This window comes from Azospirillum argentinense (assembly GCF_000632475.1).
GTDB classification, from domain to species: Bacteria; Pseudomonadota; Alphaproteobacteria; order Azospirillales; family Azospirillaceae; genus Azospirillum; species Azospirillum baldaniorum.
On the sequence record NZ_CP007793.1, the window covers coordinates 1,967,149 to 1,993,036 of the forward strand.

General features: G+C 59.3%; 26 protein-coding genes. 18 read left to right on the forward strand and 8 right to left on the reverse strand.

Annotated features, from left to right (window positions below; translation table 11 throughout):
- Nucleotides 1-75: 75 nt before the first annotated feature.
- The 6 genes from ABAZ39_RS09375 to ABAZ39_RS09400 all read left to right on the forward strand — a co-directional run bounded on the left by ABAZ39_RS09375 (nucleotide 76) and on the right by ABAZ39_RS09400 (nucleotide 5,683).
- Nucleotides 76-807 carry an SDR family oxidoreductase gene (locus tag ABAZ39_RS09375; protein ID WP_038528825.1) on the forward strand — a complete coding sequence of 244 codons (732 nt, stop codon included), beginning with the start codon at nucleotides 76-78 and terminating at the stop codon, nucleotides 805-807.
- 25 nt (nucleotides 808-832) lie between these two features.
- A complete protein-coding gene (locus ABAZ39_RS09380) occupies nucleotides 833-1,342 on the forward strand; it encodes a carboxymuconolactone decarboxylase family protein (RefSeq protein WP_051657899.1) in 510 nt (169 codons plus the stop codon).
- Complete coding sequence (locus ABAZ39_RS09385) at nucleotides 1,339-1,695, forward strand: Atu4866 domain-containing protein (RefSeq protein WP_038528828.1); 357 nt, start codon at nucleotides 1,339-1,341, stop codon at nucleotides 1,693-1,695. Before ABAZ39_RS09380 ends, ABAZ39_RS09385 begins: the two co-directional genes overlap by 4 nt.
- Before the next feature lie 191 nt (nucleotides 1,696-1,886).
- Entirely contained in the window at nucleotides 1,887-2,516 is a 630-nt protein-coding gene (locus ABAZ39_RS32935; RefSeq protein ID WP_051657900.1) for a calcium-binding protein, read from the forward strand.
- 81 nt (nucleotides 2,517-2,597) lie between these two features.
- Nucleotides 2,598-4,331, forward strand: coding sequence for a type I secretion system permease/ATPase (locus ABAZ39_RS09395; RefSeq protein WP_051657901.1), 1,734 nt, complete (start codon nucleotides 2,598-2,600; stop codon nucleotides 4,329-4,331).
- Between the two features lie 14 nt (nucleotides 4,332-4,345).
- Nucleotides 4,346-5,683: an HlyD family type I secretion periplasmic adaptor subunit gene (locus ABAZ39_RS09400; protein ID WP_051657902.1), complete on the forward strand. Its 1,338-nt coding sequence runs from the start codon at nucleotides 4,346-4,348 to the stop codon at nucleotides 5,681-5,683.
- 160 nt (nucleotides 5,684-5,843) lie between these two features.
- Here ABAZ39_RS09400 and ABAZ39_RS37480 read toward each other — a convergent pair whose 3' ends face one another.
- Nucleotides 5,844-7,541: a Calx-beta domain-containing protein gene (locus tag ABAZ39_RS37480; protein ID WP_144243482.1), complete on the reverse strand. Its 1,698-nt coding sequence runs from the start codon at nucleotides 7,539-7,541 to the stop codon at nucleotides 5,844-5,846.
- Between the two features lie 433 nt (nucleotides 7,542-7,974).
- A complete protein-coding gene (locus ABAZ39_RS35460) occupies nucleotides 7,975-8,487 on the reverse strand; it encodes a hypothetical protein (protein ID WP_144243483.1) in 513 nt (170 codons plus the stop codon).
- A gap of 692 nt (nucleotides 8,488-9,179) precedes the next feature.
- On the opposite strand from ABAZ39_RS35460, the gene ABAZ39_RS09410 reads away from it, so the two are divergent.
- The 9 genes from ABAZ39_RS09410 to ABAZ39_RS09450 all read left to right on the forward strand — a co-directional run bounded on the left by ABAZ39_RS09410 (nucleotide 9,180) and on the right by ABAZ39_RS09450 (nucleotide 15,145).
- Entirely contained in the window at nucleotides 9,180-10,610 is a 1,431-nt protein-coding gene (locus ABAZ39_RS09410) for a site-specific integrase (protein WP_144243484.1), read from the forward strand.
- Between the two features lie 245 nt (nucleotides 10,611-10,855).
- The gene (locus ABAZ39_RS09415) at nucleotides 10,856-11,149 is read left to right on the forward strand and encodes a toxin-antitoxin system TumE family protein (RefSeq protein WP_038528838.1); all 294 of its coding nucleotides are present in this window, start codon (nucleotides 10,856-10,858) and stop codon (nucleotides 11,147-11,149) included.
- Complete coding sequence (locus ABAZ39_RS09420; protein WP_038528841.1) at nucleotides 11,146-11,499, forward strand: HVO_A0114 family putative DNA-binding protein; 354 nt, start codon at nucleotides 11,146-11,148, stop codon at nucleotides 11,497-11,499. The genes ABAZ39_RS09415 and ABAZ39_RS09420 overlap by 4 nt, the downstream gene beginning before the upstream one ends.
- 202 nt (nucleotides 11,500-11,701) lie before the next feature.
- Complete coding sequence (locus tag ABAZ39_RS09425; RefSeq protein ID WP_144243485.1) at nucleotides 11,702-12,127, forward strand: hypothetical protein; 426 nt, start codon at nucleotides 11,702-11,704, stop codon at nucleotides 12,125-12,127.
- Nucleotides 12,128-12,615: 488 nt separating this feature from the next.
- Complete coding sequence (locus tag ABAZ39_RS36100; protein ID WP_051657903.1) at nucleotides 12,616-12,978, forward strand: helix-turn-helix transcriptional regulator; 363 nt, start codon at nucleotides 12,616-12,618, stop codon at nucleotides 12,976-12,978.
- A 266-nt stretch (nucleotides 12,979-13,244) separates the two neighbouring features.
- On the forward strand, nucleotides 13,245-13,616 hold the full coding sequence (locus tag ABAZ39_RS09435; protein ID WP_038528847.1) for a hypothetical protein: 372 nt from the start codon (nucleotides 13,245-13,247) through the stop codon (nucleotides 13,614-13,616).
- A gap of 34 nt (nucleotides 13,617-13,650) precedes the next feature.
- Nucleotides 13,651-14,058, forward strand: a complete 408-nt coding sequence (locus ABAZ39_RS09440) for a hypothetical protein (protein ID WP_038528850.1) — start codon at nucleotides 13,651-13,653, stop codon at nucleotides 14,056-14,058.
- 44 nt (nucleotides 14,059-14,102) lie between these two features.
- A complete protein-coding gene (locus tag ABAZ39_RS09445) occupies nucleotides 14,103-14,543 on the forward strand; it encodes a hypothetical protein (RefSeq protein ID WP_144243486.1) in 441 nt (146 codons plus the stop codon).
- 14 nt (nucleotides 14,544-14,557) lie between these two features.
- Nucleotides 14,558-15,145, forward strand: coding sequence for a hypothetical protein (locus tag ABAZ39_RS09450; RefSeq protein WP_144243487.1), 588 nt, complete (start codon nucleotides 14,558-14,560; stop codon nucleotides 15,143-15,145).
- A gap of 7 nt (nucleotides 15,146-15,152) precedes the next feature.
- On the opposite strand, the gene ABAZ39_RS09455 is transcribed toward ABAZ39_RS09450, so the two are convergent.
- Complete coding sequence (locus ABAZ39_RS09455) at nucleotides 15,153-15,461, reverse strand: hypothetical protein (RefSeq protein WP_038528858.1); 309 nt, start codon at nucleotides 15,459-15,461, stop codon at nucleotides 15,153-15,155.
- Nucleotides 15,462-15,656: 195 nt separating this feature from the next.
- Between ABAZ39_RS09455 and ABAZ39_RS33960 the strand changes: the two genes are divergently transcribed.
- Nucleotides 15,657-17,909 (forward strand): flagellin N-terminal helical domain-containing protein, encoded by a 2,253-nt coding sequence (locus tag ABAZ39_RS33960; protein WP_081862936.1) that lies wholly within the window; start codon nucleotides 15,657-15,659, stop codon nucleotides 17,907-17,909.
- An 87-nt stretch (nucleotides 17,910-17,996) separates the two neighbouring features.
- Here ABAZ39_RS33960 and ABAZ39_RS09470 read toward each other — a convergent pair whose 3' ends face one another.
- Together ABAZ39_RS09470 and ABAZ39_RS36105 are read right to left on the reverse strand one after the other, a co-directional pair.
- Nucleotides 17,997-18,398, reverse strand: coding sequence for a hypothetical protein (locus ABAZ39_RS09470; RefSeq protein ID WP_038528864.1), 402 nt, complete (start codon nucleotides 18,396-18,398; stop codon nucleotides 17,997-17,999).
- A 684-nt stretch (nucleotides 18,399-19,082) separates the two neighbouring features.
- A complete protein-coding gene (locus ABAZ39_RS36105; RefSeq protein WP_160174812.1) occupies nucleotides 19,083-19,232 on the reverse strand; it encodes a hypothetical protein in 150 nt (49 codons plus the stop codon).
- 187 nt (nucleotides 19,233-19,419) lie between these two features.
- Here ABAZ39_RS36105 and ABAZ39_RS33965 point away from each other — a divergent pair, with 187 nt between their 5' ends.
- Complete coding sequence (locus tag ABAZ39_RS33965) at nucleotides 19,420-21,201, forward strand: ATP-dependent nuclease (RefSeq protein WP_081862937.1); 1,782 nt, start codon at nucleotides 19,420-19,422, stop codon at nucleotides 21,199-21,201.
- Between the two features lie 120 nt (nucleotides 21,202-21,321).
- Here ABAZ39_RS33965 and ABAZ39_RS09485 read toward each other — a convergent pair whose 3' ends face one another.
- Nucleotides 21,322-21,732: a recombinase family protein gene (locus ABAZ39_RS09485; RefSeq protein ID WP_051657905.1), complete on the reverse strand. Its 411-nt coding sequence runs from the start codon at nucleotides 21,730-21,732 to the stop codon at nucleotides 21,322-21,324.
- A 265-nt stretch (nucleotides 21,733-21,997) separates the two neighbouring features.
- On the opposite strand from ABAZ39_RS09485, the gene ABAZ39_RS09490 reads away from it, so the two are divergent.
- A complete protein-coding gene (locus tag ABAZ39_RS09490; RefSeq protein WP_038528869.1) occupies nucleotides 21,998-22,672 on the forward strand; it encodes a recombinase family protein in 675 nt (224 codons plus the stop codon).
- A gap of 227 nt (nucleotides 22,673-22,899) precedes the next feature.
- Here the strand turns inward: ABAZ39_RS09490 and ABAZ39_RS35465 are convergent, their stop codons facing one another.
- On the reverse strand, nucleotides 22,900-23,574 hold the full coding sequence (locus tag ABAZ39_RS35465; protein ID WP_144243488.1) for a DUF2290 domain-containing protein: 675 nt from the start codon (nucleotides 23,572-23,574) through the stop codon (nucleotides 22,900-22,902).
- The gene (locus tag ABAZ39_RS33970) at nucleotides 23,571-25,802 is read right to left on the reverse strand and encodes a DEAD/DEAH box helicase (protein ID WP_081862938.1); all 2,232 of its coding nucleotides are present in this window, start codon (nucleotides 25,800-25,802) and stop codon (nucleotides 23,571-23,573) included. Before ABAZ39_RS33970 ends, ABAZ39_RS35465 begins: the two co-directional genes overlap by 4 nt.
- Nucleotides 25,803-25,888: the final 86 nt, after the last annotated feature.

Sequence of the window (25,888 nt, forward strand, 5' to 3'; positions counted from 1 at the left end):
TGGCAACTCGAACATTCCAGTGGTCGGTCATAGCTTTTCCCCATCACCGCAACGATCGACGGAGAGGAGCAGACCATGACCGCGATCACCGACAAGACGATCCTCATCACCGGCGCCTCCAGCGGCATCGGCGAGGGCACCGCCCGCGTCCTCGGCGCCGCCGGGGCGAAGCTGGTGCTCGGCGCCCGCCGGACCGACCGGCTGGAATCCCTGGCCGCCGACATCCGGGCCGGAGGCGGCACCGCGGAGGTCCGCGCGCTGGACGTGACGAGCCGCGCGGACATGGCCGCCTTCGCCGCCTTCGCGCAGGAGCGGTTCGGGCGCATCGACGTGCTGGTCAACAACGCCGGGGTCATGCCGCTGTCCCCCATGGCCTCGCTGAAGGTCGAGGAATGGGACCGCATGATCGACGTGAACATCCGCGGCGTCCTCTACGGCATCGCCGCGGTGCTGCCGGTCATGAACGGCCAGGGCTTCGGCCAGATCATCAACATCGCCTCCATCGGGGCGCTCGCCGTGTCGCCGACCGCCGCCGTCTACTGCGCGACGAAATACGCGGTGCGGGCCATTTCCGACGGGCTGCGCCAGGAGAACGAGCGGCTGCGCGTCACCTGCGTCTGCCCCGGCGTCGTGGAATCGGAGCTGGCCCACACCATCACCGACCCGGAGGCCGAGGAGCTGATGCGGACCTACCGTGCCGTCTCCATCAAGCCGGACGCCATCGGGCGGGCCATCCTGCACGCCATCGAGCAGCCGGACGACGTCGACACCAACGAGATCGTGGTCCGACCCACCGCCAGCCACTGAGCCCGTCATCGAGGAGGATGTGAGCATGACCCACGGCACCGACACCCTCGGCCGTCCCCCCGCGCGCCTGCGCACCCTCGTCGCGGCGGGGCTGCTCGCCGCGGTTCCGGCGATGCCCGCCCCCACCCTGGCCAACGCCCTGACCACAGAGGAGCGCGCCAAGCGCGGCGGCGAGGTGATCCGCAGCCTGAACAACGGCCAGCCCCAGCCCACCCTGGAGCGGATGCGCGAGGAGTTCCCCTTCCTGGCGGAGGCCACAGAGGCCTACGCGCTGGGCGACGTCTGGTCCCGGCCGGGGCTGGACACGCGGACCCGCCAGCTGGCCGCGGTCGCCGCCTTCGCCGCCATCGGCGAGACGGCCTTCATGAAGATCCACGCCGGCTACGCGCTCAACGCCGGCGTCTCCGAGGACGAGTTGAAGGAGATCATATACATGGTGACGGTCCCGGCGGGCTTCCCCCGCGCGATCTCCGCCGCACGCACCCTGTCGGAGCTGTTCGCCGAACGCCGCCCGTCGGAAGGAGACACGCCATGAAACGCGCGTTCGCCCGGACCGCCACCCTGACCGCCGCCCTGCTCGCCTCCGGCGCCGAGGCCCTGCCCGACCGCAAGGCGCTGGCCCAGACCGCCGACCGGCCTGAAGTGCAGCAAGCGGATCACCCCTATGTCGGCCTGTGGGTGACGGAGGACGGCCGCGTCCGCCACGAGCTTCTCCCCAACAACCGCTACGTCGAGGCGCGGGGCAACCGGGAGAAGGCGTACCAAGGCCGCTATCGGGTCACCGGCGACCACATCGACTATTGGGACGACACCGGCTTCACCGCCGACGGCGACTTCATCGACGGGGTGCTGCACCATGGCGGGATGATCCTGCACCGGCGGCGCTGACCGCCGCGCTTTTTCTCTCCTGTGCAAAACTGTGAAGTGGACAACAGTGCCGGATGCCCGATCCGGGAAGAATGGCTGTGCAAGGGCGAGGTCTTCGGAACGAACCGGCAAAAGGAACGCCGCAAAAGGAACGCCGAAGAATACCCCTCCCCCTGCACGGCACAATCCCCTGATCCGAAGGAAACGCATCAATGGCAAACGTCTATGGCACCAACAACGCCGACTATCTCGACATGATCAAGTACGGCGTCAGCAATGACTACGTGCAGGGTTACGACGGCAACGACACCATCCTCGGCTGGTCCGGCAACGACACGCTGGACGGCTGGAACGGCAACGACGTGCTGTACGGCGAGTCGGGCAACGACCTGCTGATGGGCTATTACGGCGCCGACACGCTCTATGGCGGCAGCGGCAACGACCAGCTCTACGGCGAGAGCGGGTACGACAAGCTCTACGGCGGCGACGGCAACGACACGCTGAGCGGCGGCGACACCTTCGACGACCTCTACGGCGGCACGGGCAAGGACCAGATGACCGGCGGGGCCGGGGCCGACTGGTTCTTCTTCGAGACGAAGGACAGCGGCGACATCTACGCCGGCAACGCCGACACCATCACCGACTTCAAGGACGAGGACCAGATCTGGCTGAAGGGCAGCTACAGCTACGCCGGCGCGACCAGCGCACCCGCCGACGGCCAATACAGCATCTGGCAGAAGGACGGCTACTACGTCGTCACGTGGAACGCAGCGAACGACACCGGCTATCACGACCTGATCGTGAAGGGCGACAACCCGATGGGCGACATCTCCTTCTACTGATCCGCCTGACCGAGGTCCCGGGCGCGCCGTCCTTCCCGGCGCGCCCCTTTCCCTTCTCCGGACGACAGGAGCGCCCTTCCCATGGCCGCACGGGAAACCCGCCGCAGCCCATCCGCCAGCACGCCGGCCCTGCGCGCGATCCGCCGGCGCATCGCCACCGGCCTCGCCGCCGCGGGCGGATTCAGCGTCTTTCTTGCCCTCATCCAACTGGCGATGCCGCTCTACACGATGCAGGTCTACGACCGCGTGCTGGGCAGCCGCAGCGTGGAGACTTTGGTGGCCCTGTCGCTGCTGGCGCTGGGCTGCTTCGCCGTGTTCGGGCTGGTCGAGGCGATCCGCGGGCGGCTGACCCAGGCCATGGGCCATCTCGCGGCGCGCAGCCTGACCATGGACGCGCTGGAGGCGTCGATGGGCGGCCTGCTGCGCGGCGGCGCCAGCCGCCCGGCCCAGGTGCTGCGCGATCTCAACGAACTGCGCCAGTTCCTGTCCGGGCCGAGCCTCACCGCGCCGCTCGACGCGGCGCTCAGCCTCGTCTTCCTGCTGTTCCTGACGCTGATCCATCCGCTCTACGGCCTCGTCTGCGGTGGCAGCATCCTCTGTCTGGTCGGGGTGAGCCTGCTCGGCCGCATGCTGACCATGCCGGGTGCGGCGGAGGCCAACCGCGCCCTGTGCCGCCATGGCGCCGAGGTCGAGGCGGCATCCCACGGCGTGGAAGCCGTTGCCGCCATGGGCATGATGGGCAATCTGCGCCGCCGCTGGCAGGCGGTTGAGGACGACCATCTGCGGCTGGTCAACCGGACCGCCGGACGGGCGCAGGCCGTGGCCTCGTTCGCCAAGGTCTGCCGGATGACCGCCCAGGTGGCGATCCTCGCCGCCGGCACGATGCTGGTGCTGGACCGGCAGGTGTCGCCGGGCAGCATGCTGGCCGCCTCCATCCTGATGGGCCGGGCGCTGGCGCCCTTCGAGCAGTTGATCGACTCCTGGCGGAACTGGTCCTCGGCCCGCGAGAGCCTGCGCCGCCTGCGCGGCCTGTTCACGGCGGATGCGATGCCCGCGCCGGGCGTCCCCCTGCCCCGCCCCAGCGGCTCCCTGCTGCTGGACCGCGTGACCTACGTCCCGCCGGGATCGGACCGCCCGACCCTGCGCGGCCTCTCCTTCTCGGTGGAGCCGGGCGAGGCGGTGGGCATCGTCGGCCCCTCGGCGGCGGGCAAATCCACGCTGGCCCGGCTGCTGGTCGGCGTGCTGGAGCCGACCCAGGGCGGCGTCTACCTCGACGGCCACAATGTGTGGCGCTGGCACCGCGACGACTGCGGGCGGCATGTCGGCTATCTGCCGCAGGGCGTCGGCCTGCTCGGCGACACGGTGGAGGACGCCATCGCCCGGCTGGGCGATCCCGACCCGGCGCTGGTCACCGCGGCGGCGCGGCGGGCCGGCGTGCATGAGATGATCGGCCGGCTCCCCGACGGCTACCGGACGGCGATCGGCGAGGGCGGCGCCCTGCTCTCCGGCGGGCAGAGGCAGCGTATCGCGCTCGCCCGCGCCCTCTACGGCGACCCCCGCCTGCTCGTTCTCGACGAGCCCAACGCGAACCTGGACCAAGCCGGCGAGGCGGCGCTGCTGCGCGCCATCGCCGAGGCCAAGGCCGGCGGTGCCGCGGTGGTGGTGATCGCCCACCGCCGCTGCGTCCTCGACGCGGTGGACCGCATCGTCGTGCTGCGCGACGGCATGATCGACCAGACCGCGACGCGGGCCGAGATGGTCCGGCGCCTGGGGAGCACCACCCCGCAGCCGGTTGCCGCCACCGCCACCCCCTGATTGGAGACATCGAGATGACGACGACCGATACGCTGCTGGGCCGAAGCGCCATCCCGGCGGAGACGAGCCGCGCCGAACCTTCCATCGGCGGAGCGGTGCGGGCGGGCTGCGCGGTGATCGCCCTGGCGCTGGGCGCCGGGCTCGGCTGGGGCTTCCTGGCCCCGCTGGACAGCGCCGCCCACGCGCCGGGCACGGTGGTGGTGGACGGCAACCGCAAGACCATCCAGCATCTGGAAGGCGGCATCGTCGCCGAACTGGCGGTGCGCGACGGCGACGCGGTGGCCGCTGGCCAGACCCTGCTCCGCCTGGAAGGGACGCAGAGCCGCGCCACCCTGGAGGAGCTGTCCAACGAACAGGCCGCCGCCCTGGTCCGCATGGCCCGCCTGCGCGCCGAGTACGCCGGCCAGCGTGCCTTCTCCGTCCCGGCGGAGATGGTGGATGGGAGCGCTGCCGCCCGGCGCGCCCTGGCTGTGCAGCAGCAGTTGTTCGCCGCCCGCTGGACCCGCCATGACGGCGACATGGCCGTGCTGCGCGAGCAGCGCCTCCAGGCCGAACGCGAAGTGACCGCCCACCGCGCCCAGGAGCGTGCGGCGGCCGAGCAGATCGTCTTCATCGAGGAGGAACTGGCTGGCGTGCTCGACCTCTTCAACAAGGGTCTGGAGCGCAAGCTGCGCGTCCTGTCGCTGAAGCGCGCCATGGCCGACCTGGCCGGCACCCGCGATCAGTCCCACGCCCGCGCCCTGCTGGCCGAGCAGGCGGTGACGGTCGCCGACACCCAGCTCCACGCCAAGGAGACGGCCCGCCGGTCCGACATCGCTGCCGAGATGGAGGAGGCGCAGAACGCCCTGGACCAGACCGCCGCCCGCCTGAAGGCCGCCCGCGATGCGGTGGAGCGCACGGAGATCCGCGCGCCCGTTCCCGGCCGCGTGGTCGGGCTGACCGTCTTCACCGTGGGCGGGGTGGTGAAGCCGGGCGAGCCGCTGATGGACATCGTCCCGGACAGCGGCCCGCCGACCATCGAGGCGCGCATCGACCCGCTGGACATCGACGTGGTGAAGGCCGGCCAGACCGCGCAGGTCCGCCTCAGCGCCTTCAAACCCCGTCGTACGCCCTCGATCGACGCCACCGTCGTGGACGTCTCCGCCGACCGCCTGACCGATCCGACGACCCACGCCCCCTACTTCGTGGCCCGCGTCCGCCCCCTGCCCGGCGCGCTGGAGCGCATCGGCCCGGCGGCCCTGCATCCGGGCATGCCCGCCGACGTGCTGATCGCGACGGGCCAGCGCCGGGCGATCGACTATGTGCTGGCGCCGTTGCAGGACGCCATGGCGCACGCGCTGACGGAGGATTGAGGGGCATCGCCGCTTCACATCTCCAACGTCAGCGCTGAGGCGACGAGCGCGCCCCGCCGTGCACCAGGAACACCAATCAAAGCCCCGGTTCGGTCATGTCAAGCCATTGGCTTTCCTCAAACCCCGAGTTGATGCCGATCCGCACTCCGAAGGGGCATCCTCATTTCAAGGTGATGGCCAGATACGGCGAATCGCCCATTGTCCACGATGCGCTCATCAGCGCCGAAACGGCAACGCCGGCAAAGGTCATGGCGGCATCAATGCTGCCATTGCCGTCCAGGTCACAGAAGGCCGTCGCGCCTTTGAACCCATCGGTTCCCGACATATCCTGCCAAGTCAGCTTCGAGACCCCTTCCCTGAAACCCCAAATCGTCGCCCATTCCCCTTTTTCCAAATCGGTCACCGTCGACCACGTCACCCCGCCGCCGCGACCGTCCACAAAAAAAGTATCCTGGCCCGATCCGCCCGATAGAAAGTTCGATCCGGTCCCGCCATCGAGAACATCGTCACCGTCGCCGCCGGATGCAGCGTCGTCTCCACCAAACAGATTGATAAAGTCATTGCCGCTTGAACCGGCAATAACTTCACCGCGCTCGTCGCCCAAATGCTGCCACTGCAGATAGGTTACAGGACCTTCATACACACTGGCCGTCACACGATCGGCACGTCCATCTACATAGCGTTCCAATAAAGGCGCAGCGCCAACATGCGGGTTATCGGCAGGGGGTTGTGGTGTTGGGGTGGTTTCGACTGGAGGCGTCGGTTGCACATCATCGTTTCTGATGACAACGTTCACGCTCGATCTTTCCAAGGCAGCTTGGACGGGGCTGGAGAGTACAATCGAGAAGGTCTCATCCGGCTCGTAGTCGATATCACCAGCTATTTGTATGGTAACCGTCTTGGACGACTCACCAGCCGCGAAATGAACGACTCCCGACGGAAACGCATTGCCGACAAAATCGGCCGGATTTGCCGCGGCAGACCCTGACCCGACAACCGTGTAGGCGACGGTGGACACGCCGGAGCTGTCGCCGGTGCGCGTTACCGTGAAGGTGAACGGATTTGCACCAACGCTTCCCTCATCGACAATGGCCGAATCGACGGAAACGGACAACATGCTTGGAGTGTTTGGATCGGGCGCGGTGAGAATGGGATCGACCGATATGAAACCTGTATAGTTCAAGCTGTCGTTCCGGTCCATCACCATGGCGTTGATGATGGCCGGATCAACCGTGCCGAACCAATTGTGGTCAGCAATCATCGCTACGTCGGTAGCTTGATACGCCAGCGCTAACGCCACTTTATCAGTAGATAAAAAACTATTATACTGGACGAGCAATTTTGCCGTGTCATATACGACCAAATTTTCGACAGCATAATAGGTTGTCTGATCGATGAACACATTATTCTTAATGTTTACAGTTTTCCCATTACTAACACCGACAGTGAACCCGCCACTGTTACGAAAAACATTGCGTTCAATGTCAACATCCTGTTTTGGATACAGGACATAAATATAGTTTTGCAGACCGTTCAATTCCGAATCTTTAAGAGAAAAAGAACCGTAACCGGTTCCCATGGCGGGATTCAACATCCCCCCACCGTTCCACAATACATGGGATATATCGATCCTCCCAGGCTGGTCGGAGGTGGTGGTGGACCCATAATTGACATGCACATTATTAAGGGTTACGGGTTGCTCTTCAGAACCAACAACCTGAAGATTACCAAATACTTGAATATATTTGTTATTTAGAACTGCACCAGGCCCAATAGTTAATGTCGCGCCGGGGGCAATCTGTATTATTGCGTCCGTGAATTGGTTGGAATCCCAGACGGCGTCTTGGGTGATGATCACGTTAACTCTCCGCTTGTGTTCTTGTTCGTTCCAGAACAGGAGGCGCTATGATCACCGCCCGCTTGCAGCCTGTCCGGAAAAGAAACGTCCATACAGGCAACGACAGGAAGCAATCGCCATGGATGACCACCCCATTCATGGCATTATCATAGGTCGAAACCATGATAAATTGCAATGAAACATGTATTGCCAAAAAAAAGCGCCTTAACCGGTGTGTTTCCACGAGAGCCAAGCCGGCTCAAGGTCCATCTGCGGTGTCGTCGCACGGACCGGCCTCGGCGTCGATGCTTGCGCGCGGATCAAAACCCCGCCTTGATGAACTCAAGCCATTGCGCTTGCTTGGCTCGGGAGAGGTTCTGATCGGCTCTCTGAATGGGTTTCAGGCTTTAGAGCTCCTATCAAAACCCGTGGAAAGTGGGCTGAAGCCGTTGATTTACCTCAGCCCTACCCGGTTTTGATCCGCACTCTTAAGTTCGCTAACCTTCTCCACGGAAGCGCCCGTTGCCCGAACGTTTTCAAGCACAGCGTCAATGGAGCGCTGAATGAATTGACTGCTGTCCCCAACAACAGAGCGGGCGAGATCAGTGCCGATGTTTGCGATACCACCGGACTGGATTGAGAAGCTCGTGAATATATCGAGGCTCACGCCATCTTGGTACGGCCAAAGACACACATAATAACCCGTGCTTTCACCATAACCGGCCATGCTTTTATCAGCGCCAGTGGCGATGTATGGAGCATCCTGGCAACTTGGCACCTGAATGCGGCTTCCCGAAGCCTCGGCAAGCGCACCCAACTTGCTGCCCGAGAATGGGCTTTTCAACTCAAGGCGAGCAGGTTGAGCTGCCAGTTGCGCCGGGGGAAAGCTACGGTCGATCTTAACCGAATCGGCATTCGTCCCTTGAAGCCCCTTCGTTACCGCCGCGGCAACGGCCTCATAGGACACGCCCACCACTCGATAAGTGGTAAGCGACCGCGTCGTCTGCTGAGTCGGTTTCGTTTGGCACCCGCTCAGAAGCAAAGTGATGGCTGCAGCAGCAGCGAACAAAGAGACACACTTCAACGCTCAACCTCCTTTGGTGGAACAGGAAGTTATGAATACACCAAAATTCAGAAAATGCGAACGATTCGGAGACCAACCTTATGGCGAAAGCCTCAAGCAGAAGAACCACGTGAGGATGCGGCAGTCGAACACCGCGCCAAGGAGACGGAGCGGAAGTGCCTGCGACGTCGCCGATCACCAAACTGGACCGCGCGGAACAGCGGCGGCAGTGATGGTGTCTAACTGGTTGTCTAACTGCTCTCCGCCGAAAGGAGAGCAAAATGAAAAAGGCCAGCCAACCCATTGGATTGACTGGCCTTCATGATGGTAGCAGCGGAGGGATTTGAACCCCCGACCAAGGGATTATGATGGGGCGTGTCAGGGTGTTTTTCACGGTATCGACTTGCTTAACCTGGGCTCACGAAGAACAGCCGAAGTCGATTTTTCCTTTTTTTCCAATCGTTCTATGCGATGGCAAGGCCCCCTTGTCCACACCCCCGGCTGGACGCATATTCGCAGAGAGTGGGATTCTCGTGTGAGCCCGATGTGAGCCCCGCGTGAACCCAACGGCGGGTCGGACAGAACGGGGGATTCCAATGGCTGTGGCAGAAAGCGGGGTCGTGGTGCTGGACCCGGAAGGGGCTCTTCGAATTTATTCTCGCAAGGATCGGGGAGGAACTTGGACCGCCAAGATCACGCTCCCGATGGAACTCCGGAGGAATCCACGGAATCCCTATGTCAAAAAGGACCTCGGGACGACCAACCGGGACGAGGCAGTCCGAAAGGCATGGGACGAGTTCAACCGCCTAACGCACCGGATCAAGGCGACAGGGACCATATCGACTGTGACCCTGCCTGACCGAGTCAAGGCGTACCTGGACTGGGCCGAACCCCGGACCAAGCTCATGGGGCGGGACAACCGCCCGATCTTCAAGGTTCAGGAATTCAAGAAGCAGTCCACCAGCTTCACCCGATACCTGATCCCGTACTTTGAGAAGGTGAAGGCTCGGACCTTGGAAACCATCACGTCTGAGGATATCGCGGAATTCCGGGAGTGGCGGCTGGCCTATTACATTACGGGGCCGGGCCGGGACCAGGACGTAATCGAATACCAGCGGGGCGGCAAGACCCTCAAGAGGCCAGTCCGGAAATCTTCCCAGCCGGCCAGTTCGACCGTAGCCAAGGACTTCGTGGCCCTGAAGGCTTTGTTCAAGTTCCACAAGGTCAAGCTTCCCGACATTGCCCCCGTCCGGGTCAGGCCCGGAGTCCGTCCGGGTTTCGACGACGACGAATTCCAGCAGTTGTTCATCGCGGCTCGGATCAGGTCCAGGATTCGAAAGAAGAATGAGTCCGAGACATTCCGGGACTTTCACCTTGCCCTCGACCCCATTGTGGCCGTAAAGCGGCGACTTCTGTTGTGCTTCGTCATGTTCATGGCTGGGACGGGGCTCCGCCCGCAGGAGGTCATGTGGCTGAAGTTCGAAAACATCCGCGACGATGTTGTTGACCAGGACGGCAACACGTCCATCCGAATCATCGTCCAGCCCAACCACCCGGCTCTGAAGCATCACACCCATGCCCGCACCGTGGTCCCGACCCCGCTGGCGGTCAGGGGGTATCGGCACCTCCTGAACCTGTACGTACACGGGTTCAAACCTGAGTCCATGTTCGGCAAGCGGTACCTGAACCCGGACTTGAAGATCACCAAGCAGTCATGGATTTGGATGCACCCCACCGGTGAACGCATTGCCAGTTTTGATGGCGGGTTTGATGAACTCCTGGAGGATGCCGGCCTGTTGCGACAGTTTGGCGAGAAGCGAAGCCCCTACAGCCTCAGGCACTACTACGCCACCGACCGGATCTTGGCTGGAATCCCGCTGAGTTTCATCGCCGATAACATGGGGACCAGCGAGGCCATGTTGCGGAGTCATTACAAACACACCATTGCGGAGATGCACTCCCGCCCGCTGTCCCAGGAGCGGGAAAAACGTCGGACTTCAGTGTTCGACCGGATCGTTGGGTCCTGACGGTGCCCAGTGGTGGGGGCGTCACCACCACTCACGGCACGTAGTTCCAATGGGCCACCCGGCAAATCCGCTGCCGAGGACTGTCACCTTGATCCAGAAGCAATACAAGCCCCCCTGACCACCCGTACCTGCCGGGTCGAGATGGAACAGCAACGTAGCATGCAGGCCGCAGACTGATCAGCAGCCTGTGTCTAAACTTACCATATGTGCATTGACACCATAACCAAAATCCGTCACGGTCAGGCATGTCGAAAGCTGCACCGCTCCGCAACGACAAGTTCGTCCTCCCCGACGGGGCCATCATTCAAGTTCGGGTGTGGCTACTGCCGGAACCGGTCCCACCCTGTGTCCACCGGTACAAGTACAGCCTCTACTACGGCAAGGACGGAGAGCGGGTGGTCGGGTACGACAACGAACGGGGCAAGGGAGACCACCGGCACGTTAACGGAATCGAGACCCCATACGCTTTCACGACCATCGACCGGTTGTTCGAGGATTTCACCAGCGACGTAGAGGCCATTCGAGGAGAACCGCTATGACCGATCTCAAGATCACCGTGGGGAAGACGTGGCGGGAGATTTCGGCGGAAATCGTCGATGCGGTCCACCGGGCCGAGCGGGGCGAAGTCATTCAGGCCGAGGCGTCGGTGAACTTCGCCGATTGGGACACCCTGACCCGGACCCTGACGGCCAAGCGGCTGGAACTCCTCCGCCACCTGCACCGCCATCCCACGGCCAGCATTAATGCCCTGGCCAAGGCATTGGGTCGGGACTACCGCAACGTCCACGCTGATGTCGTGGCACTGGTTTCGGCTGGCCTGATCGAACGCGATGCTGCCGGCGGGCTAACGGCCGAGTACAATACGATCCAGACTCAAATCGCACTGTAACCAGAGCGGCAATCGGCTGTGCCTGCCCCGGAACCAAGCCTGACAACCGTTACCGCGGCTCCCTGGAAGCATGACGAAAATCATTTGACCGCCCCCGGAGGCAGGACCGCATGCAGTGCCGATGTACGGCCTCCAGGGGGGCTCACTTGACAGGTCGCCGGTCGGGTGTATCCAAATAGGATCAAGGCAGGAGCAGCACCCCATGCCCGATCCCCTCGATTGGCTCGCCGACCGCTACGCCTACCGGCCCGCCGCCATCATCAAGCTGATGGTACTGGCCGCCGATCATCCCACCCCGTGGAACGCCGAACAGGAGGCCCAGTACCGCAGTCGAATCCTGGAAATCCTGGGAGGGATGTTGGAGGTCGCCAACGACGACGCCGTGGCCGACAAGGCTCAGGCATTCCATGAGCGGTTCACGATCGCCGACGCCATGGAGGTGCAGCGACTCGTCGTGTACCTGATTTTTCTGACGCTTCCAGACCAGGGCTGGCCCGAGCCGGTGACGTGGGATCACGCGACTGGCCGCCCGCGGGTGTACCACCTGGAGCCGATGCTGATCTACGCCGAGGCCATGCTCCTCAGCCTCCTTGCCCACCGGCTTCGCGAGCTTCGATGCGATCAGTAACCCCTGCCGGGCGGGGCAATACGGCTTCACAGGGCCGCATCCGCCAGTCTGATCATCGGACTGGTGGATGGAGTTTGGGTCTAATCCGCCGAACTCGCACGACACCTATTCCTCACAGTCCGACATCGCCGGGGCTACGACGATGAATAGGTCAGCAGCCGACAGCGATGGTGCGGCCCCGACGCGGCACACACCGGGCAGTACCCCTGCGACCAAACTCCAGGTTGGTTTGGATGTTGCCAACAACTGGAATCCGCACTGTCCCTTGTCGTGACCGTACCGTTCGTATTGGATTCCCGACTTCTGGTCAGGACACCAGAAGTTCAGCCGCAGATCCAACCGTCAAACGGCAGGATGCCAATTGGGACACCACCACATCCCGTATTGCAGTTTCCTTGTCGAATTCCTCAACTATCATCAAGCAACCATTATGGCCCTGGCATCAAGGAAACCTGAAGCTGCCTCCGTTAAAACCGGAGGCGAAGTGGATGGCGGAAGACCTCAAGGCCCAGGTGGCCGCATTGATTCGGGCAAGCCGCACGGGGCGTGGGATGACGCAGGAAGACCTTGCTGACCGGGCGAACCTCAGCGTGCAGTCCATCTCCGCACTGGAAAACGCCAAGTACCTGCCGGCCCTCGACACCCTCGTGGATCTGGTTGAAATCCTTGGCCTCGATGTCACTGATGTGGTCTCTCCGTCGCATGTGCCCGAACGACGCCTCGTCCAAGAAGCCAAGGCCAAGTCGCTCTTCCGCCGACTCGACGATGACCTCTTGTTGGTGGCCATCAGGCAGATCGAAGCCTTGGTTGAGCATGCCGAACGAACCCGGAAATCGCGGAAGCGGTCATAACTTTAGGCGGTGAGGACTTCCGCGTATTCCCGGTCTAATTTGAGCACTAAGGCGTTATCACCCTCCAGTTGAACCCGTTCGCCATCGGTTTAGGTGATAAACCGGTGACGCCGCTCCTATCGGTTGATAGTTAAAGCTTGCTTTAACATTATGTGCGATACCACAATGGAAAGTGGGTGCTTGGGATGAGGTGGTGTGTTCAAGCCTGTGGCGGACACGGGGACACCTCAGCCGGCCCATTGACGCCATTAAATCGCGAGCAGGCTATGAAGATCCAAATGGTGCATCCCTCCACCAAAGACATCCGCAGCTTGACGACCGAGTTCGACTGGGGTGCCTTCCTGTCTGTATTCGTCTTTGGGATTCCACACTTCCTCCGTGGTCTCCATGTCCATGGTGGTATCATTATCGCTTTGAACTTGTTTTCGCTGACGCCCTTGATGATGCCCCTCGACGACAAAGGATTGACGATCACCCTCCTCGTGTACTTGGGCCTTTTCGTCGGGGTCGCAGTTGCGTTCGGCGTGAAGGGTTCGGAGCAGTACGCCAAGGCCCTGCTGGCCCGCGGCTACCGGTTCCAAAACCCGGAAGGCGAACTGGCCCAAGCGGCCCGCTCGAAGTGGTCCATCGCGGCCTGACGCCTTACGCTCCACCCCACCCAAGGAGACCATCATGCGGTCGATGTCGATCTTGATGATCCCCGTCCTGGCCGGCGTGGTGGGCATCGCCGCCCCGGCCATGGGCCAAGACAAGTACCACCGTCCCGAGGTCCTCGCCGCGATGCTGAGCGGGGACACCGGATCGGTGAAGCCGCGGAACGAGACCGAGAACACCGCGATGATGGGCTACACCATCGGCTTCCTGGACAAGTTGGATAAGCGGTGCTCCGTCCTGAGTGACGCCGACAAGTTCACTTTGGGCGTCGCCGAAGTCCTTGGAGCAGCCAGCGGCATGCCGCTGATCCTATCGGCGGCGAGCGGTGAAAACGACGCTAACAAACTCGCCAACGACTACGGGTGCCGGTCTCGCGAGGTCCAGAAGATCGTCAAGGCGATGCTGCGGGCCGATCTGATCAAGTGATCCGGGTCGATCCAAATGCAGCCTCATCAATGGCAGGGGCTATCATGAGAATTTTGATCGTCCTCGTGTTCCTTTTTGTCGGCGGCACCGCCCACGCTCAGGGCCTACCCTGGGCTATGGGAAACGCGAAAGGTTGGTTCGTCGCGACCAAGCTCGATGCGGCGGGGAACAAACTGATCATCACCTGCGACGCAGCCATCCAGGAGCGGGCGGCGATCCTGTACTTGCCCAAGATCCCGGTGCGGGGCTCGGGCCAACTGGATGTCACACTCGGACTGAACGGCACGCTGGTTCCCGCCGGGTCCTGGCAGATCTTTCAGGGTGGGGTGGCCGCCAAGGACTACTCCGCAGTCGTCGAACTGGTTGAGAAGATGAGCGACGCGTTCATGATCGATGTTCATCTGGCCGACCAATCCGGAGCGTCATTCGACAATTTCGGCTTCGATGAGGTCAGCAAGGGGTTGGCCCAGGCGTGCGGCCGGTAGGCGGGGACCCGGCGGTGCTGCACCGGATCACGGCGACCTCGGCGGTGCTGCTGGTCATGTTGGGAGCGGTGCCCGGCTGCCGGCAGGCAGGGCCAGAAGGTGGAATCCGCCAGCCCTATGACGGGGCGACACCTTACCGCGACGTGGCCGTCCCATCGGGGCGAGGCGGTGATCTGCCGGCTGAGGCGTCCAGTCGCACGACGTGCCCGAATGACGATATCGTGGGCGGCGGGTGTCTCCGCTTCCTGCACCAGCAGCCTCGTGAGTTCTGGGAGCAGTACCAGCGGGAAGCCCCTGCTCTCCGCGAGGGCTTTCTGACCTGCGTCCAGTTGCGGAACGAGTTCGGCGACTGGGTGCGGGGCAAGCGGAACGAACTCCGCCAGAAGGACCGGCAGTGGAACATGGAGACCGGGTACCTTCCGCACCCGGTGGTCGAGGAATCGACCCATGCTATCGAGCAGATGGCCTCGGCCTTTTCGATGATCGAGTACACCCAGATCATCAACGCCGGGGCTCGCCCCGAACTCTGCCGCGAGCGGATTCTGTTCTGGAAGGTTCAGATCCTGAACGTGACCGAGAAGTTCCCGCCGCTTCAACGATAGGCTGAGGCTACCGGACTTCCTGCACGGTACCGTCAGCCATCCGGCAATGCCACGCCGTAGTTCTGCCGGTCTGTGGGTCGAACATCGGCTGGCACAACGGCTGCTGCATCAGCTTCCACCGGTGAGGAAAGTCCCGGTAGGCCGGAAACGGATCGGGCCGCAGGTCAGGGGCCATGCCGCCCGCTGGTGGAGCGTCGCGGCCGAACGGATCGGCAAGTGGACGAACCTGCGGTGGCTCATAGGTGTCGGCAGCAGCCGGCATCACCAAGGTCGCGGCGGTGACCAGAGCTATCCAGGCCATGGTTTCCCTGATCATGATGCTTCTCTACCCCAAGCTACCCGGTAGAATTTTCCCCAGCCAGGAACAACCTGCCCGGCGTTCGCTCTTTGACCGACGCAACACGACCACCTCACATGGTGACGATCGTCACAGTGTAAGGTTTTAGCTTCTTGTATCAAGTTTGCTTGATATTATTTTATTGAATAATCATGCAAACACGAACCTGACACGATGGTATCGCCCGACCTCCAGCTTCCCACCGCGATGAGGGCAAATCTGCTGACCATCCAGGCTGGACAGCAGCAGATGTCGGCTGCCCAGCAGCGGTTGGCGACCGGGTTGAAGATCAATGCTGCCCTGGACAACCCGCCGGTCTATTTCGCCGCCAAGGCCCTGACGCAGCGGGCCAGCGATCTGTCGGCGATGAAGGACTCCATCGGGCAGGCGATTTCCACGATCAAGGCCGGAGACAAAGGCGTCAGCGGTATCGGCAGCCTGCTCAAGCAGGCCCGAGGGCTCACAACGGCCGCCCTGACCAGCCTCGGCATGGACGCAGGGTCTATCCAGACGCGACGGAACCTTGCCGATCAGTTCGACGGCATCCTGGAACAGATCAACGGCACCGCCGGGGACTCCGGCTACGGCTGCAAGAACCTTCTGATGGGCGACGGCTCGAAGATGGAGGCGACCACGGAGTCAAAGCTCGCTGTCCAAAATCTCATCGGCATCCGTCGGGCCAGGGTGACCGACATCTCGGAGCCCGATGATTACCAGATCACGATTACCGGCAGCGGACGAATCACGGGGGCGGCCGGCGACATTGCCAATGCGGAGCAGGCCCTCGGTCTCGCTGCGGTGAAGATCACCGGCGTCAAAAGCCCAACCAGCGGTGACTTCAACCCAATCTCGATCACGGTCTCGGGCGGGCCAGGGACCGACAAGGTCATCACGGCCACCAACCCGCCGGACAGCTTCACCCAGCGGTTCACCGCAGCCCAGTGGCATGCTGCTGATGCCGCTGCCACCCCGTTGAAGTTCGACCACTCGTTCCCCGGCGGAGCACGGATTCGGTTCGATGTGGACTTTGACTTGATCGACGCCACGCCCCAGAACGTCGGCACCCGAATCGCCCAGATCGAAAAGCAAATTGATCTCGCGGTCTCGGTCACCGACTCGACCGGCTATTCAGCAACACGGAATGGTAAAAATGCTCAGGGCATGGTCAAGCTAAACGACGGTGAGAATTCTTTTGTCTTTCCATCAGGTACAGTACGCTTGGACGTTGATCTGAAAAGCATATCTCCACAAGGGGAGTGGTACGCTGAATTCAATGATCTTGGATATGATAATACTGGCATCCCCCCTCTGAGTGTCGCCGGGGTTCCAAAATCTCTTGCCAGACAATATCTTCCATTTGATCGATCAAACATTATAACATATGGCACCGGGGTAGAAGACAGTTATGCCCCAGGTTTTCGAACTTTAGAAGCCTATGATTTCCGATATGGCTACACTGCAAGCACGTTTGTGCCGAATTCCGCTGTTACCAATTATCCAATTTTCCTCAGTGATGGGACGCCAGATAATGGAATAAATATACGTGTCAATTTATCTGCCAACGTTACCCCATCCACCCAAACTGTTGGGTGGAGCGGATTGGCCATTGACAGCCCTATACTTTCAGAAACTAGTCGTAGCGACCGATACTTCCATGCTTCAGCAGGTTTCCAGCTTGACACCATTACAGGGTTCAATCCTGGGATTAACACAAAATTACGAATGCTCTGGGGAGGGCTCGACAGCGGCGGACCCGGCTTTACAACATTTGATGTCATCGACGACAGTGGACGCAGATTTTCGACCAACCTACCAAATGAATCTTCCAGCTTATCCGGAGGTTTGGAAGTGCATTTCCCGGAGAATGACACTTACCCAGCTTCATCAGTGATACTTGGTTTCTCATATAATTTCACTGCTTTCCCAGAACCCGGCTGGCAAGAATCACAAATTTACTGGCCGGGCGGCTCAAGCAGTGAAGCAAATCTGGAGACTGCCCTGGTCAATCCGGCGAGCCGCTCGAACGACATGTTTGTGGCCTTTGACGCCGCCTACCAGAACGGCATCACCGTCGAATCCCAGAACCTACAGGTCGATGGCAAGGGGCTGCACGTCGATTTCAGCCAGAATGGCTGGATGGACCGGGCCGACATCGAGAACGCCATCACGGGCCTCGACACGGCCGAACAGCGGGTCCGGTCGGCGTCCCAAGCCTTCATGACCGGGCTCGGCATCATCACGACCCGCGAGGATTTCCTGAAGGGATTCTCCGATGTACTGGACGAGGGAGCCGCGAAACTGACCCTGGCCGACCAGAACAAGGAGGGGGCCACCCTCCTGACGCTCCAAACCCGGCAGCAGCTTTCCCAGACCGCCCTGGGGCTGGCGAACCAGAACCAGCAGGCGATCCTGTCCCTGTTCAGGTGACGCCCCTGGCAGGCAGTGGTAGGGCCGGTGTCGGTCTGCGTCCCTCCTCGTGGCATCGCATGGCCGAGAGCAGTATCCCCCAACTATTCACAACGGGTAGAGGTTGAAGTCCAGATCCGTTTCGGAAATTGTTTGGACGGCTTCCCGGAATTTTTCCGGATACCGCAGGGCAAACCGGATCACTTCCGACCAGAGTTCGTCCATGATCTCCGGTGGCCACGGCGGCAGCCAGACATCATCAAGAGCGGCCCGCCTGACCGGCAGGTCAGGATAGTCGTGGTGCACCAGTTCGCCGCCGAGGGACGGACACTCGCCTCGTAGCGAAAACGGGGAGCCATCCGGCAATCCGCCGGCCACAAGCTCCAGAAAGGCCCGCAGGTGCAGGTCACGCGTTAGCCGCCAGCCAGCGGCCTCCATCTCATGTTCGAACCGCTCCCTCCCGACGAGCCCCTCCCGGAGTGCATCCAAAAGCTGGTCTGCTCCATGCATATGCGTTGTCTTCCTGATAGCGGTTCAACTGCAACATGGTGACGCAACGGCTGTCCAATAGCCCATCGTCCCACTCCCCCCCCTCTGCTCATCGGTCCCGTCGTCCTATCCGAATCGACCGCCACACCGGAGCGTACCGACCGGAAGCCAGCGACTTCAGGTCGGCGTCGGTGTGGTGCGGGACCGTGTCGGCCGACTGCATGTACCAGTCGAGGTCCAAGAGCCCGATCCCGCACAAGGAGTGGAGCTTCCACGCCAGCCGGAAGAAGCCCCAGTGACGGCCGGCTCCGTCGGGAATCCCCTGGTACTCACCAGCGTGGCGATGCACAAGTTCGGCCCGGCGGTCGCCGACCGCCTCGGCGGCAGGACCTTAGCCTCGACCGCGTCGGGCATCCAGGCGAATTCCTCCGCCTCCCGAAGGAACGACCGCTTGATCCACGCCTCCACGTCGAGGAGACGCCGCCGGACCTGATTGTGGTCGTGGAAGAAGGAGTCGACCGTGTTCCGGGCCCGACACGGCAGGTAGAACAACGAGCACGGCGTGAACTTGCTGGCGTCGATGCCGTGGCGGGGTAAGAGTGCGGATCAAAACCGGGTAGGGCTGAGGTAAATCAACGGCTTCAGCCCACTTTCCACGGGTTTTGATAGGAGCTCTAAGTTGGTGTCCGGGTGCTTGGCCCCAAATTAGCCGGCGGCCTCGACGATCTGCATGATCTGCTGGACGACCTTGCGGTACGACCGGATTTGCATTCGCTGCCGATTCGGCTCGGCCTTGAGCGGAATCCCGAGCGGCTCGACGGTGCAGCCCAGATAGGCCGCGGCAAGGGTGCTCACCGGTCCCGTTGGCTCTATGTCAACGGCCGATCTGGAAGCAACATGAGACAGCCATAGAAAATTCTACCTTATTATTGCATCGATTATTCTGATGCGTCCAGAACAGAGAACAGTGCATAGCCAAAGACGCTTCAATGGGGTAGCGTCTCCGCATCTTACCACTTTCGAATTTGCCCCGGAGGGACAAGTGAAGATCACAAAGGTGGATATCAAAAATTTTCGGTCCATTCACTATGCCTCATTCGACTTATACGATTACACTATGCTTGTCGGATCGAATAATGCTGGTAAATCAACAGTCATAAACGCTCTCAGAGTGTTTTACGATGACATCACCTGGGCAGATGGTGACCTGCCGCGTGTTGCAGGCGAGAATAAGGAGGCTTGGATCGACATTGAGTACAGGCTGACCGAGCAAGAGTACGACTCCCTTCCCGACAAATATAAGGGAGGCCACCATCACCTAAAGGTACGCAAGTACCTCAGGTCCGATGAGCACCCGACAAGGGTCAAGGCAAAGCAGAGCAACCTCTACGCCCACCTTCCCGATGGGACTATAGAGGAATCTCTCTTTTTTGGTGCAAGAAGTATCAGCCAAGCGAAGCTTGGGGATGTAATATATGTACCCGTACTTAGTACACCTACAGAAACGCTGAAGGTAAGCGGAGCCTCACCATTCCGTAACATCGTCTCATTCCTCCTGAAGAAAGTCGTTGAGAAGAGCGAGAGCTATGCAGACCTTGGAAAAGCATTCGAGAAACTAAACAACGAAGCCAAGGGCGAGGCCGGTTTCCTGTCTCAACTCACCACACCAATGAACAATGCCCTAGGTAAATGGGGCGTGAGCATGGTATTGGACGTGAAGCCCGTCACGCCAGAAGACATTGTCAAGAATCAGATCGCACACGCCTTCCGTGACCACAGCTTTGATGGAGACTTATCCATCGACAAGTTTGGCCACGGGTTTCAGCGTTCCGTTATTTATGAACTGATTAGGTTGGCCCCAAGCCTCCAAGAGAGCAAGCAAGCCGAGAAGAAGGTATTCGATCCTGCCTACACTCTGATCCTTTTCGAAGAGCCTGAGGCGTTTTTGCACCCAAATCAGCAGGAAAATATGGCGTTTAGCCTGCGTCAGCTTGGCAAAGAGCCCGATCAACAAGTACTCCTTACAACCCACTCGCCCATTTTTGCAGGAAAAGCTGCAAGTGATCTAAAACAGATCATCAGGCTCTGCCGTAGCGGCGGCGTCAGTAAGGTCCATCAAATTTCGGAAAATGACCTGAACGAGCTTCTCACGGGCGGGAAGAAGCTCATCGACGCTCTTGACGCGTTCGTCAAAGATCCGAATGTAGATGAGGGGAAGAAGAAAAAGGCCAGAAACCTTGTGGCTGCCTTTCCCACGGAAGAAGTTGCGGCTCAGGAAGATTGCTTCCGGTATCAGCTTTGGCTCGATAGCGAGAGGGCATCGGCCTTCTTCGCCGAGAAGGTTGTAATCTGCGAGGGGGCCTCCGAGAAAGCCCTGTTCAACTATCTTCTTGAGAACCAATGGTCTGACCTACGGCGAGGCAGCGTCTTTGTTCTTGACGCCCTTGGTAAGTACAATTTTCACCGGTTCATTATGTTGTTTGAGGCGTTCGGCATCCCTCATGCGGTATTCCTGGATGGCGATGCGAACCGGAACGAGCATGAAGCGATCAACAATCTTGTGCATTCCCTCTGCGGCTCGCACCGGCTGGGCATTTTCCAATTCCCCGATGATCTCGAAGGCTTTCTCGGAACTACGAAGCCGGGCGGCGATCGCGGGGACAAAAAGCCTATCGAAATCCTGAAAGCATTGGCCGACAATACTATAGATACCGTAAAGCTGCTGGCCCTGAGGACAGTTTTCGCTACCACGTGCTGCATCGAGCCCACCCCAGGTGACGAAATCAACGCGGTGAAAACGACGGCTGATGAGGCAGTAGCTTAGCGGCCCAAGAGCCCTGTCCCTTCACGGATTGGCGGGCACCTTCGTCGAGTGAAGGTGCCGTCGAAGCACTGGCGGCGATACCTTGGCCCGACATATCGGAGATCCATCAGCCACACCTTGTCAGTGCGTCGGGTTAGGAGAGAGGTCAGTTATGTTCTTTCGGATGCGGTGAACGATCCCGACGCCGACGCCTGCCTCGCGGGGTACCTTGATAACGCCTTTGCCGCTGGTCAGCAGATCGCCGATCACCTTCTCTTTGGCGGGGTAGGCTGGCGGCCAGCCGTACTGCTGTTCCTGGGCCTTGGCTCGGTTCAGGCCGGCCTTGGTGCGGTCTATGATCGTGACACACTCAAATTCGGAAAAGACGTTGAGCATATGGAACATAACCCAGCCAGCGGGGTCGAGGCCCTGCTGGTGTAGGTAGAGGTCAACACTGCGGTACCAGATCTCGCCAAGGAGTTCGCCAAGGAGTTCGACAAGATGCTCGAGGGAACGGACCGAGCCGATCCATGCTACAGGCCTCCGTGCCAAACTGCCCCCTGACCACGCCCTTCAGGAGCGGACCTAGGCCGGGGCGGCAATCCTGCCCTTTCGTGCTAGATATACCCTCGTCCAAGTTAAACTCCTTCTTTACCCTCTCGCTACCGCCCCGGCATCTGAACACGCCTGCACATCCTTGGGCACGTGCCCAAGGCCTTACCAGTGCTCCGCTTGACAGTTTCCGGAACCATGAGATCGTCGATTTACGAGATCAAGACGTTCGTCTTGGTTTCGAAAACGGCGATGGAGGATCGGGATGAACTGCATCGGATACCTACGGGTCTCGACCTCCCGACAGGGGCGGTCTGGTCTTGGACTTGACGCCCAGCAGGACGCCATCTTCCGTTTCGCCTCCGGGAACGGCTACGTCGTCTCCGACTACTACCGCGACATCCAGTCGGGTGCCGACGACGACCGCCCTGGCCTGAACGCTGCCATCGCCCAGGCACAACGGGAGAGGTGTCCGCTGGTGGTCGCCAAGCTCGACCGCCTTGGCCGCGACGTGCACTTCATTTCCGGTCTGATGCGACACCGAGTCCAGTTCGTCGTTGCCGAACTTGGCCTTGATGTCGATCCCTTTACTCTGCACCTGTGGGCCGCCTTGGCGGAAAAGGAACGCCGGCTGATTGCCGACCGGACCCGTCAGGCTCTGTTGGCGAAACGTGACCGCGGCGAACCCCTGGGGAGCCCGAATATGGCCGAGGTCGCCAAAGCCGGGACCGCCCGCCGGCAGGCCCAGGCTGACGAACACGCCGCCAGGGTCATGCCGATCATCGCCGAGATCCGGCGGGCGGGCGTCACGACACTCCAGGGGATCGCCGATGCCCTGAACGCACGTGGCGTGCGGTCAGCACGCGGGGGACGATGGCACCCCAGCACAGTGCGGGATATCATTCGCCGCCACAAGCCGTTGGCGGCGACGCCTATGTGACTTGCGTTACTCCATTCGAGTAAATTCAGCAACCTGAGTATCCAAGTCGGCGATCTGAGATATCGTTTAGGTATCGACAACAACGAATAATATTCATACCCTACATCAATGACCTATATGGGAATTTTAGATCGGGTTCTCCTTTTATCAGATTGAAAGCTATTAAGACACGATACTTGCTGAATTTGTGATTCTCACTGAGGTAAGGACGGCAAGGTAGAATCTGACTATTGGCATTCAATTGATAAGAACGGATACGAGGTGTCTAGCACCGCGACCTTGACACATTGCCGCTTTGCTCTTGCAACCGCTTCAAGGAACCAGCCTCGCTCTCTAACGGTCTCATAGTAAGCTGGATGCAGAAGCCTAACAGCCATCACCATGAACATAAAAGGAGGCACAACAATAGTGCTTGGTACTCTAAACTCGTTTATGGAACTGTTCTGTATATGGGCTATGTCGTGACTCTCCGCACTAAGATCAAAATCAAAACGAATGTGACTCCAGCATGATGCTCGGACCATGTCTAAGCCTGCTTCGCTCTCCGGATCAGGGTCCTGGAGAAGCTCAGCCTCACTTAGCTCGAAGTCTGGCCACTCGTCCTCCCAACCATCAATGACGTATGGGGCGGGATAGATGGCCTGTTTCGCCGCAATGAGATCATTGCCATGCCACTCATAATAAATTTGCAGGGCATGCCCCCCAGACAACAGAAAGCTGTACTGCCTATCATCGATTACTTTTCGGTATTGCGACAGATAGTTTACTCCGGACGCAATACCAGTCTTGTATTTTCCCCACGTTACTGATGAGCCTACTTGGCAGAAATTTGTGTCGATAATAATTCCCGACATTTCCCTGCCTATGAGCTCAAGCTCCCGACAAACATCCCTGACGTTCATTTCTTGCTCTCCGTCTCTTTCACAATCTGCTGCAAAAGTTCCGGATTGGACCTTAGCATTTCTATGAGAAGCTCCTTGTCCGTAGCAATAACTTCCTCAAGTACAGCTTGCTTTTTCTGAATTTCAGCGTCATCTCTCGACAAAATTATACGCCGGCGTTTAAGATCCTCGGGGCTGGGGTAGGAAAATTTAAGATGAGGATAATCATTGAAGATACACTCAAATTCATGCCGCATCTCATTTGCTCGATCTCCAACACCGGACACATATGTCCAGCCGCGAGATCTTGTGATTCCGACGAATAGAGCGTTCCGGCTTCTGAACGTAGCGTCACGAGGAACCGCCTCGGCCCCGATCACAAACACAATGTTTGCTTCATTGCCCTTAGCCCTAAACGGTGTCGTAAGAGTCACGGCCCCCTTCTCTTTGAAGGCAGACGGCTTTTCAATAAAACCAGGCATTATGCAGCGGATATGTTCCGCGTTCAGAATTGACCTTATTTTAGTGAAGTCGGACTTCGAATTTGCGATGTCGAGAGTGACTACTATTATCTCCTCAGGAGCAACATTTTCATCACGCACAAGCGAGCAAACTTCTTTAGCGACAAAGTCTATCTCATCTGCTCTTGAGTCAAATACCTGGAACTGCATCAACTCTTTCTCGTTTCGGTGATGATCCCTCATCAGGTTTTCGAGTATGTTTCTGCTATTTTCCAGTGGCCTTTCGATGACCATGGGATCGCCGGATTCATAGGAGCTTTTCTCAGCGGGTTGCAGCACCTTATAGCCGAGAGCCTCCCAATCCCGCCGACTCTCGATCATGTCAATGGCTCCGTCTTGACGGCATAAGCCAAGGGCAAGGCTATGGGCACTTAGAAGTGTAATTCTCGGGTTTCTATAAGAGTTAGGCAGAATAAAATCTTTCTCAATGTCGCCTGGGTAGCTCCCGTCCAAGACCGAATTCGGCATGTTCGGCTGACCGTCAGCATTCTTCCCAAATAGCTCCTCAGGAGCAGGCATGCGTATGTCAGTCATGGATTGAAACTCGTCATACGCCCAAACTAGCCTTTTGGGGTCTTTGCACAGGCGGAATGCTGCCTCAAACACTGGAGACGAAAAATCTTGAGCTTCATCGATTAGCACTAAATCATAATATGGCTTGATTACCGACGAATGCGTCCTGAGTAGGGAAGAATATATGCTACCTAGTGCATCTGAGCTGCCCTTCACGTCAGAGAACGTAAGAGGCTTTAGGCCATATTCTTCGCAGATAGATGAGTATAGGCCTGCCTGAGATTTCCCCCCCCAGGCGTGATAGACATGCAAATTTCCCCAATCCACTGTTTGCTTAGTCTCCGAAACGTAATATTCAGATATAAGGCTTCGGATCTGGGGATACATGCTTTGCGTGTTAAACAAAAAGAGTATTTTAAAATCAGGAAAATCCTTATGAGCAAGTGCGGCTTTCAAGCTCAGGATGACGGTCTTTCCAGTGCCGGCAAGACCACGAATTCGCTGTGGTCCGTCAGGAATCTGCATAGAGATACGTCGCTGCGTTTGATCGAGCTTGAATGTGTTACTTAGTGATATCCTGATAAAGTCATTCTTCGTCTCGGGGTCAATAATCGGACCAGCTTTCCGAGCCTTATCATATGCCGACGTGCCCTCAAGCATGGAGATCGCGACATCAATCAGGTCGCTGGGTACACCAGTAGGATCATAGAGCCCCTTGAGGTAGGAAAAAAGACCCTCTCTAATCTCTTCCTTGGAAAGAGTGTCTGACAGTACGGCTCCCCCGCTGTTCAGGTCATTGACTTCATCTCTAGTGTTTCTGCAGAACAGAATAATCTTGTTAGTTCTAATGTACAATTCTTTCCTTGCCCTGTTATAGAGCCGGCCGTCCTTCTTGAGACGGTTCTGTACTTCTTGCTCGAACTCGTCGCATATCACATCCCTTGATCGAACGTCTCTTCCCTCAGAGGTCTTGAAAAATTCTAAAGATTCATCGATGGACGTAATCTTGTCGTCAATAACATCGATGATCACTACGCCAAAATTAGGCGAAATGATGATAAATGATGGTATTTCAGCTTTATTTCTTGTCCCGACAGAGGGTTGCCGGTAGCCAATCTGCCCGTCAAAATCTTTTAAGCGGTCTTTAAGGATGGCTCCAATTTCTCTGGCAGAAACATTTGAATCCAGAGCAATTGATCCGGCTACGTATTCCATGACTCATCGCCTGCAAATTGGAACGACCCACACGTCCCCAGACGCCCGTTGGCGGTCTAAATGGGAATTTGCATATTATAGCACAT

Bases quoted from the DNA above. Each gene is read 5' to 3' on its own strand.
- ABAZ39_RS09375 (WP_038528825.1), top strand. From the start codon at position 76: ATGACCGCGATCACCGACAAGACGATCCTCATCACCGGCGCCTCCAGC.
- ABAZ39_RS09380 (WP_051657899.1), top strand. From the start codon at position 833: ATGACCCACGGCACCGACACCCTCGGCCGTCCCCCCGCGCGCCTGCGC.
- ABAZ39_RS09385 (WP_038528828.1), top strand. From the start codon at position 1,339: ATGAAACGCGCGTTCGCCCGGACCGCCACCCTGACCGCCGCCCTGCTC.
- ABAZ39_RS32935 (WP_051657900.1), top strand. From the start codon at position 1,887: ATGGCAAACGTCTATGGCACCAACAACGCCGACTATCTCGACATGATC.
- ABAZ39_RS09395 (WP_051657901.1), top strand. From the start codon at position 2,598: ATGGCCGCACGGGAAACCCGCCGCAGCCCATCCGCCAGCACGCCGGCC.
- ABAZ39_RS09400 (WP_051657902.1), top strand. From the start codon at position 4,346: ATGACGACGACCGATACGCTGCTGGGCCGAAGCGCCATCCCGGCGGAG.
- ABAZ39_RS09410 (WP_144243484.1), top strand. From the start codon at position 9,180: ATGGCTGTGGCAGAAAGCGGGGTCGTGGTGCTGGACCCGGAAGGGGCT.
- ABAZ39_RS09415 (WP_038528838.1), top strand. From the start codon at position 10,856: ATGTCGAAAGCTGCACCGCTCCGCAACGACAAGTTCGTCCTCCCCGAC.
- ABAZ39_RS09420 (WP_038528841.1), top strand. From the start codon at position 11,146: ATGACCGATCTCAAGATCACCGTGGGGAAGACGTGGCGGGAGATTTCG.
- ABAZ39_RS09425 (WP_144243485.1), top strand. From the start codon at position 11,702: ATGCCCGATCCCCTCGATTGGCTCGCCGACCGCTACGCCTACCGGCCC.
- ABAZ39_RS36100 (WP_051657903.1), top strand. From the start codon at position 12,616: ATGGCGGAAGACCTCAAGGCCCAGGTGGCCGCATTGATTCGGGCAAGC.
- ABAZ39_RS09435 (WP_038528847.1), top strand. From the start codon at position 13,245: ATGAAGATCCAAATGGTGCATCCCTCCACCAAAGACATCCGCAGCTTG.
- ABAZ39_RS09440 (WP_038528850.1), top strand. From the start codon at position 13,651: ATGCGGTCGATGTCGATCTTGATGATCCCCGTCCTGGCCGGCGTGGTG.
- ABAZ39_RS09445 (WP_144243486.1), top strand. From the start codon at position 14,103: ATGAGAATTTTGATCGTCCTCGTGTTCCTTTTTGTCGGCGGCACCGCC.
- ABAZ39_RS09455 (WP_038528858.1), bottom strand. From the start codon at position 15,461: ATGATCAGGGAAACCATGGCCTGGATAGCTCTGGTCACCGCCGCGACC.
- ABAZ39_RS33960 (WP_081862936.1), top strand. From the start codon at position 15,657: ATGGTATCGCCCGACCTCCAGCTTCCCACCGCGATGAGGGCAAATCTG.
- ABAZ39_RS09470 (WP_038528864.1), bottom strand. From the start codon at position 18,398: ATGCATGGAGCAGACCAGCTTTTGGATGCACTCCGGGAGGGGCTCGTC.
- ABAZ39_RS09490 (WP_038528869.1), top strand. From the start codon at position 21,998: ATGAACTGCATCGGATACCTACGGGTCTCGACCTCCCGACAGGGGCGG.
- ABAZ39_RS35465 (WP_144243488.1), bottom strand. From the start codon at position 23,574: ATGAACGTCAGGGATGTTTGTCGGGAGCTTGAGCTCATAGGCAGGGAA.
- ABAZ39_RS33970 (WP_081862938.1), bottom strand. From the start codon at position 25,802: ATGGAATACGTAGCCGGATCAATTGCTCTGGATTCAAATGTTTCTGCC.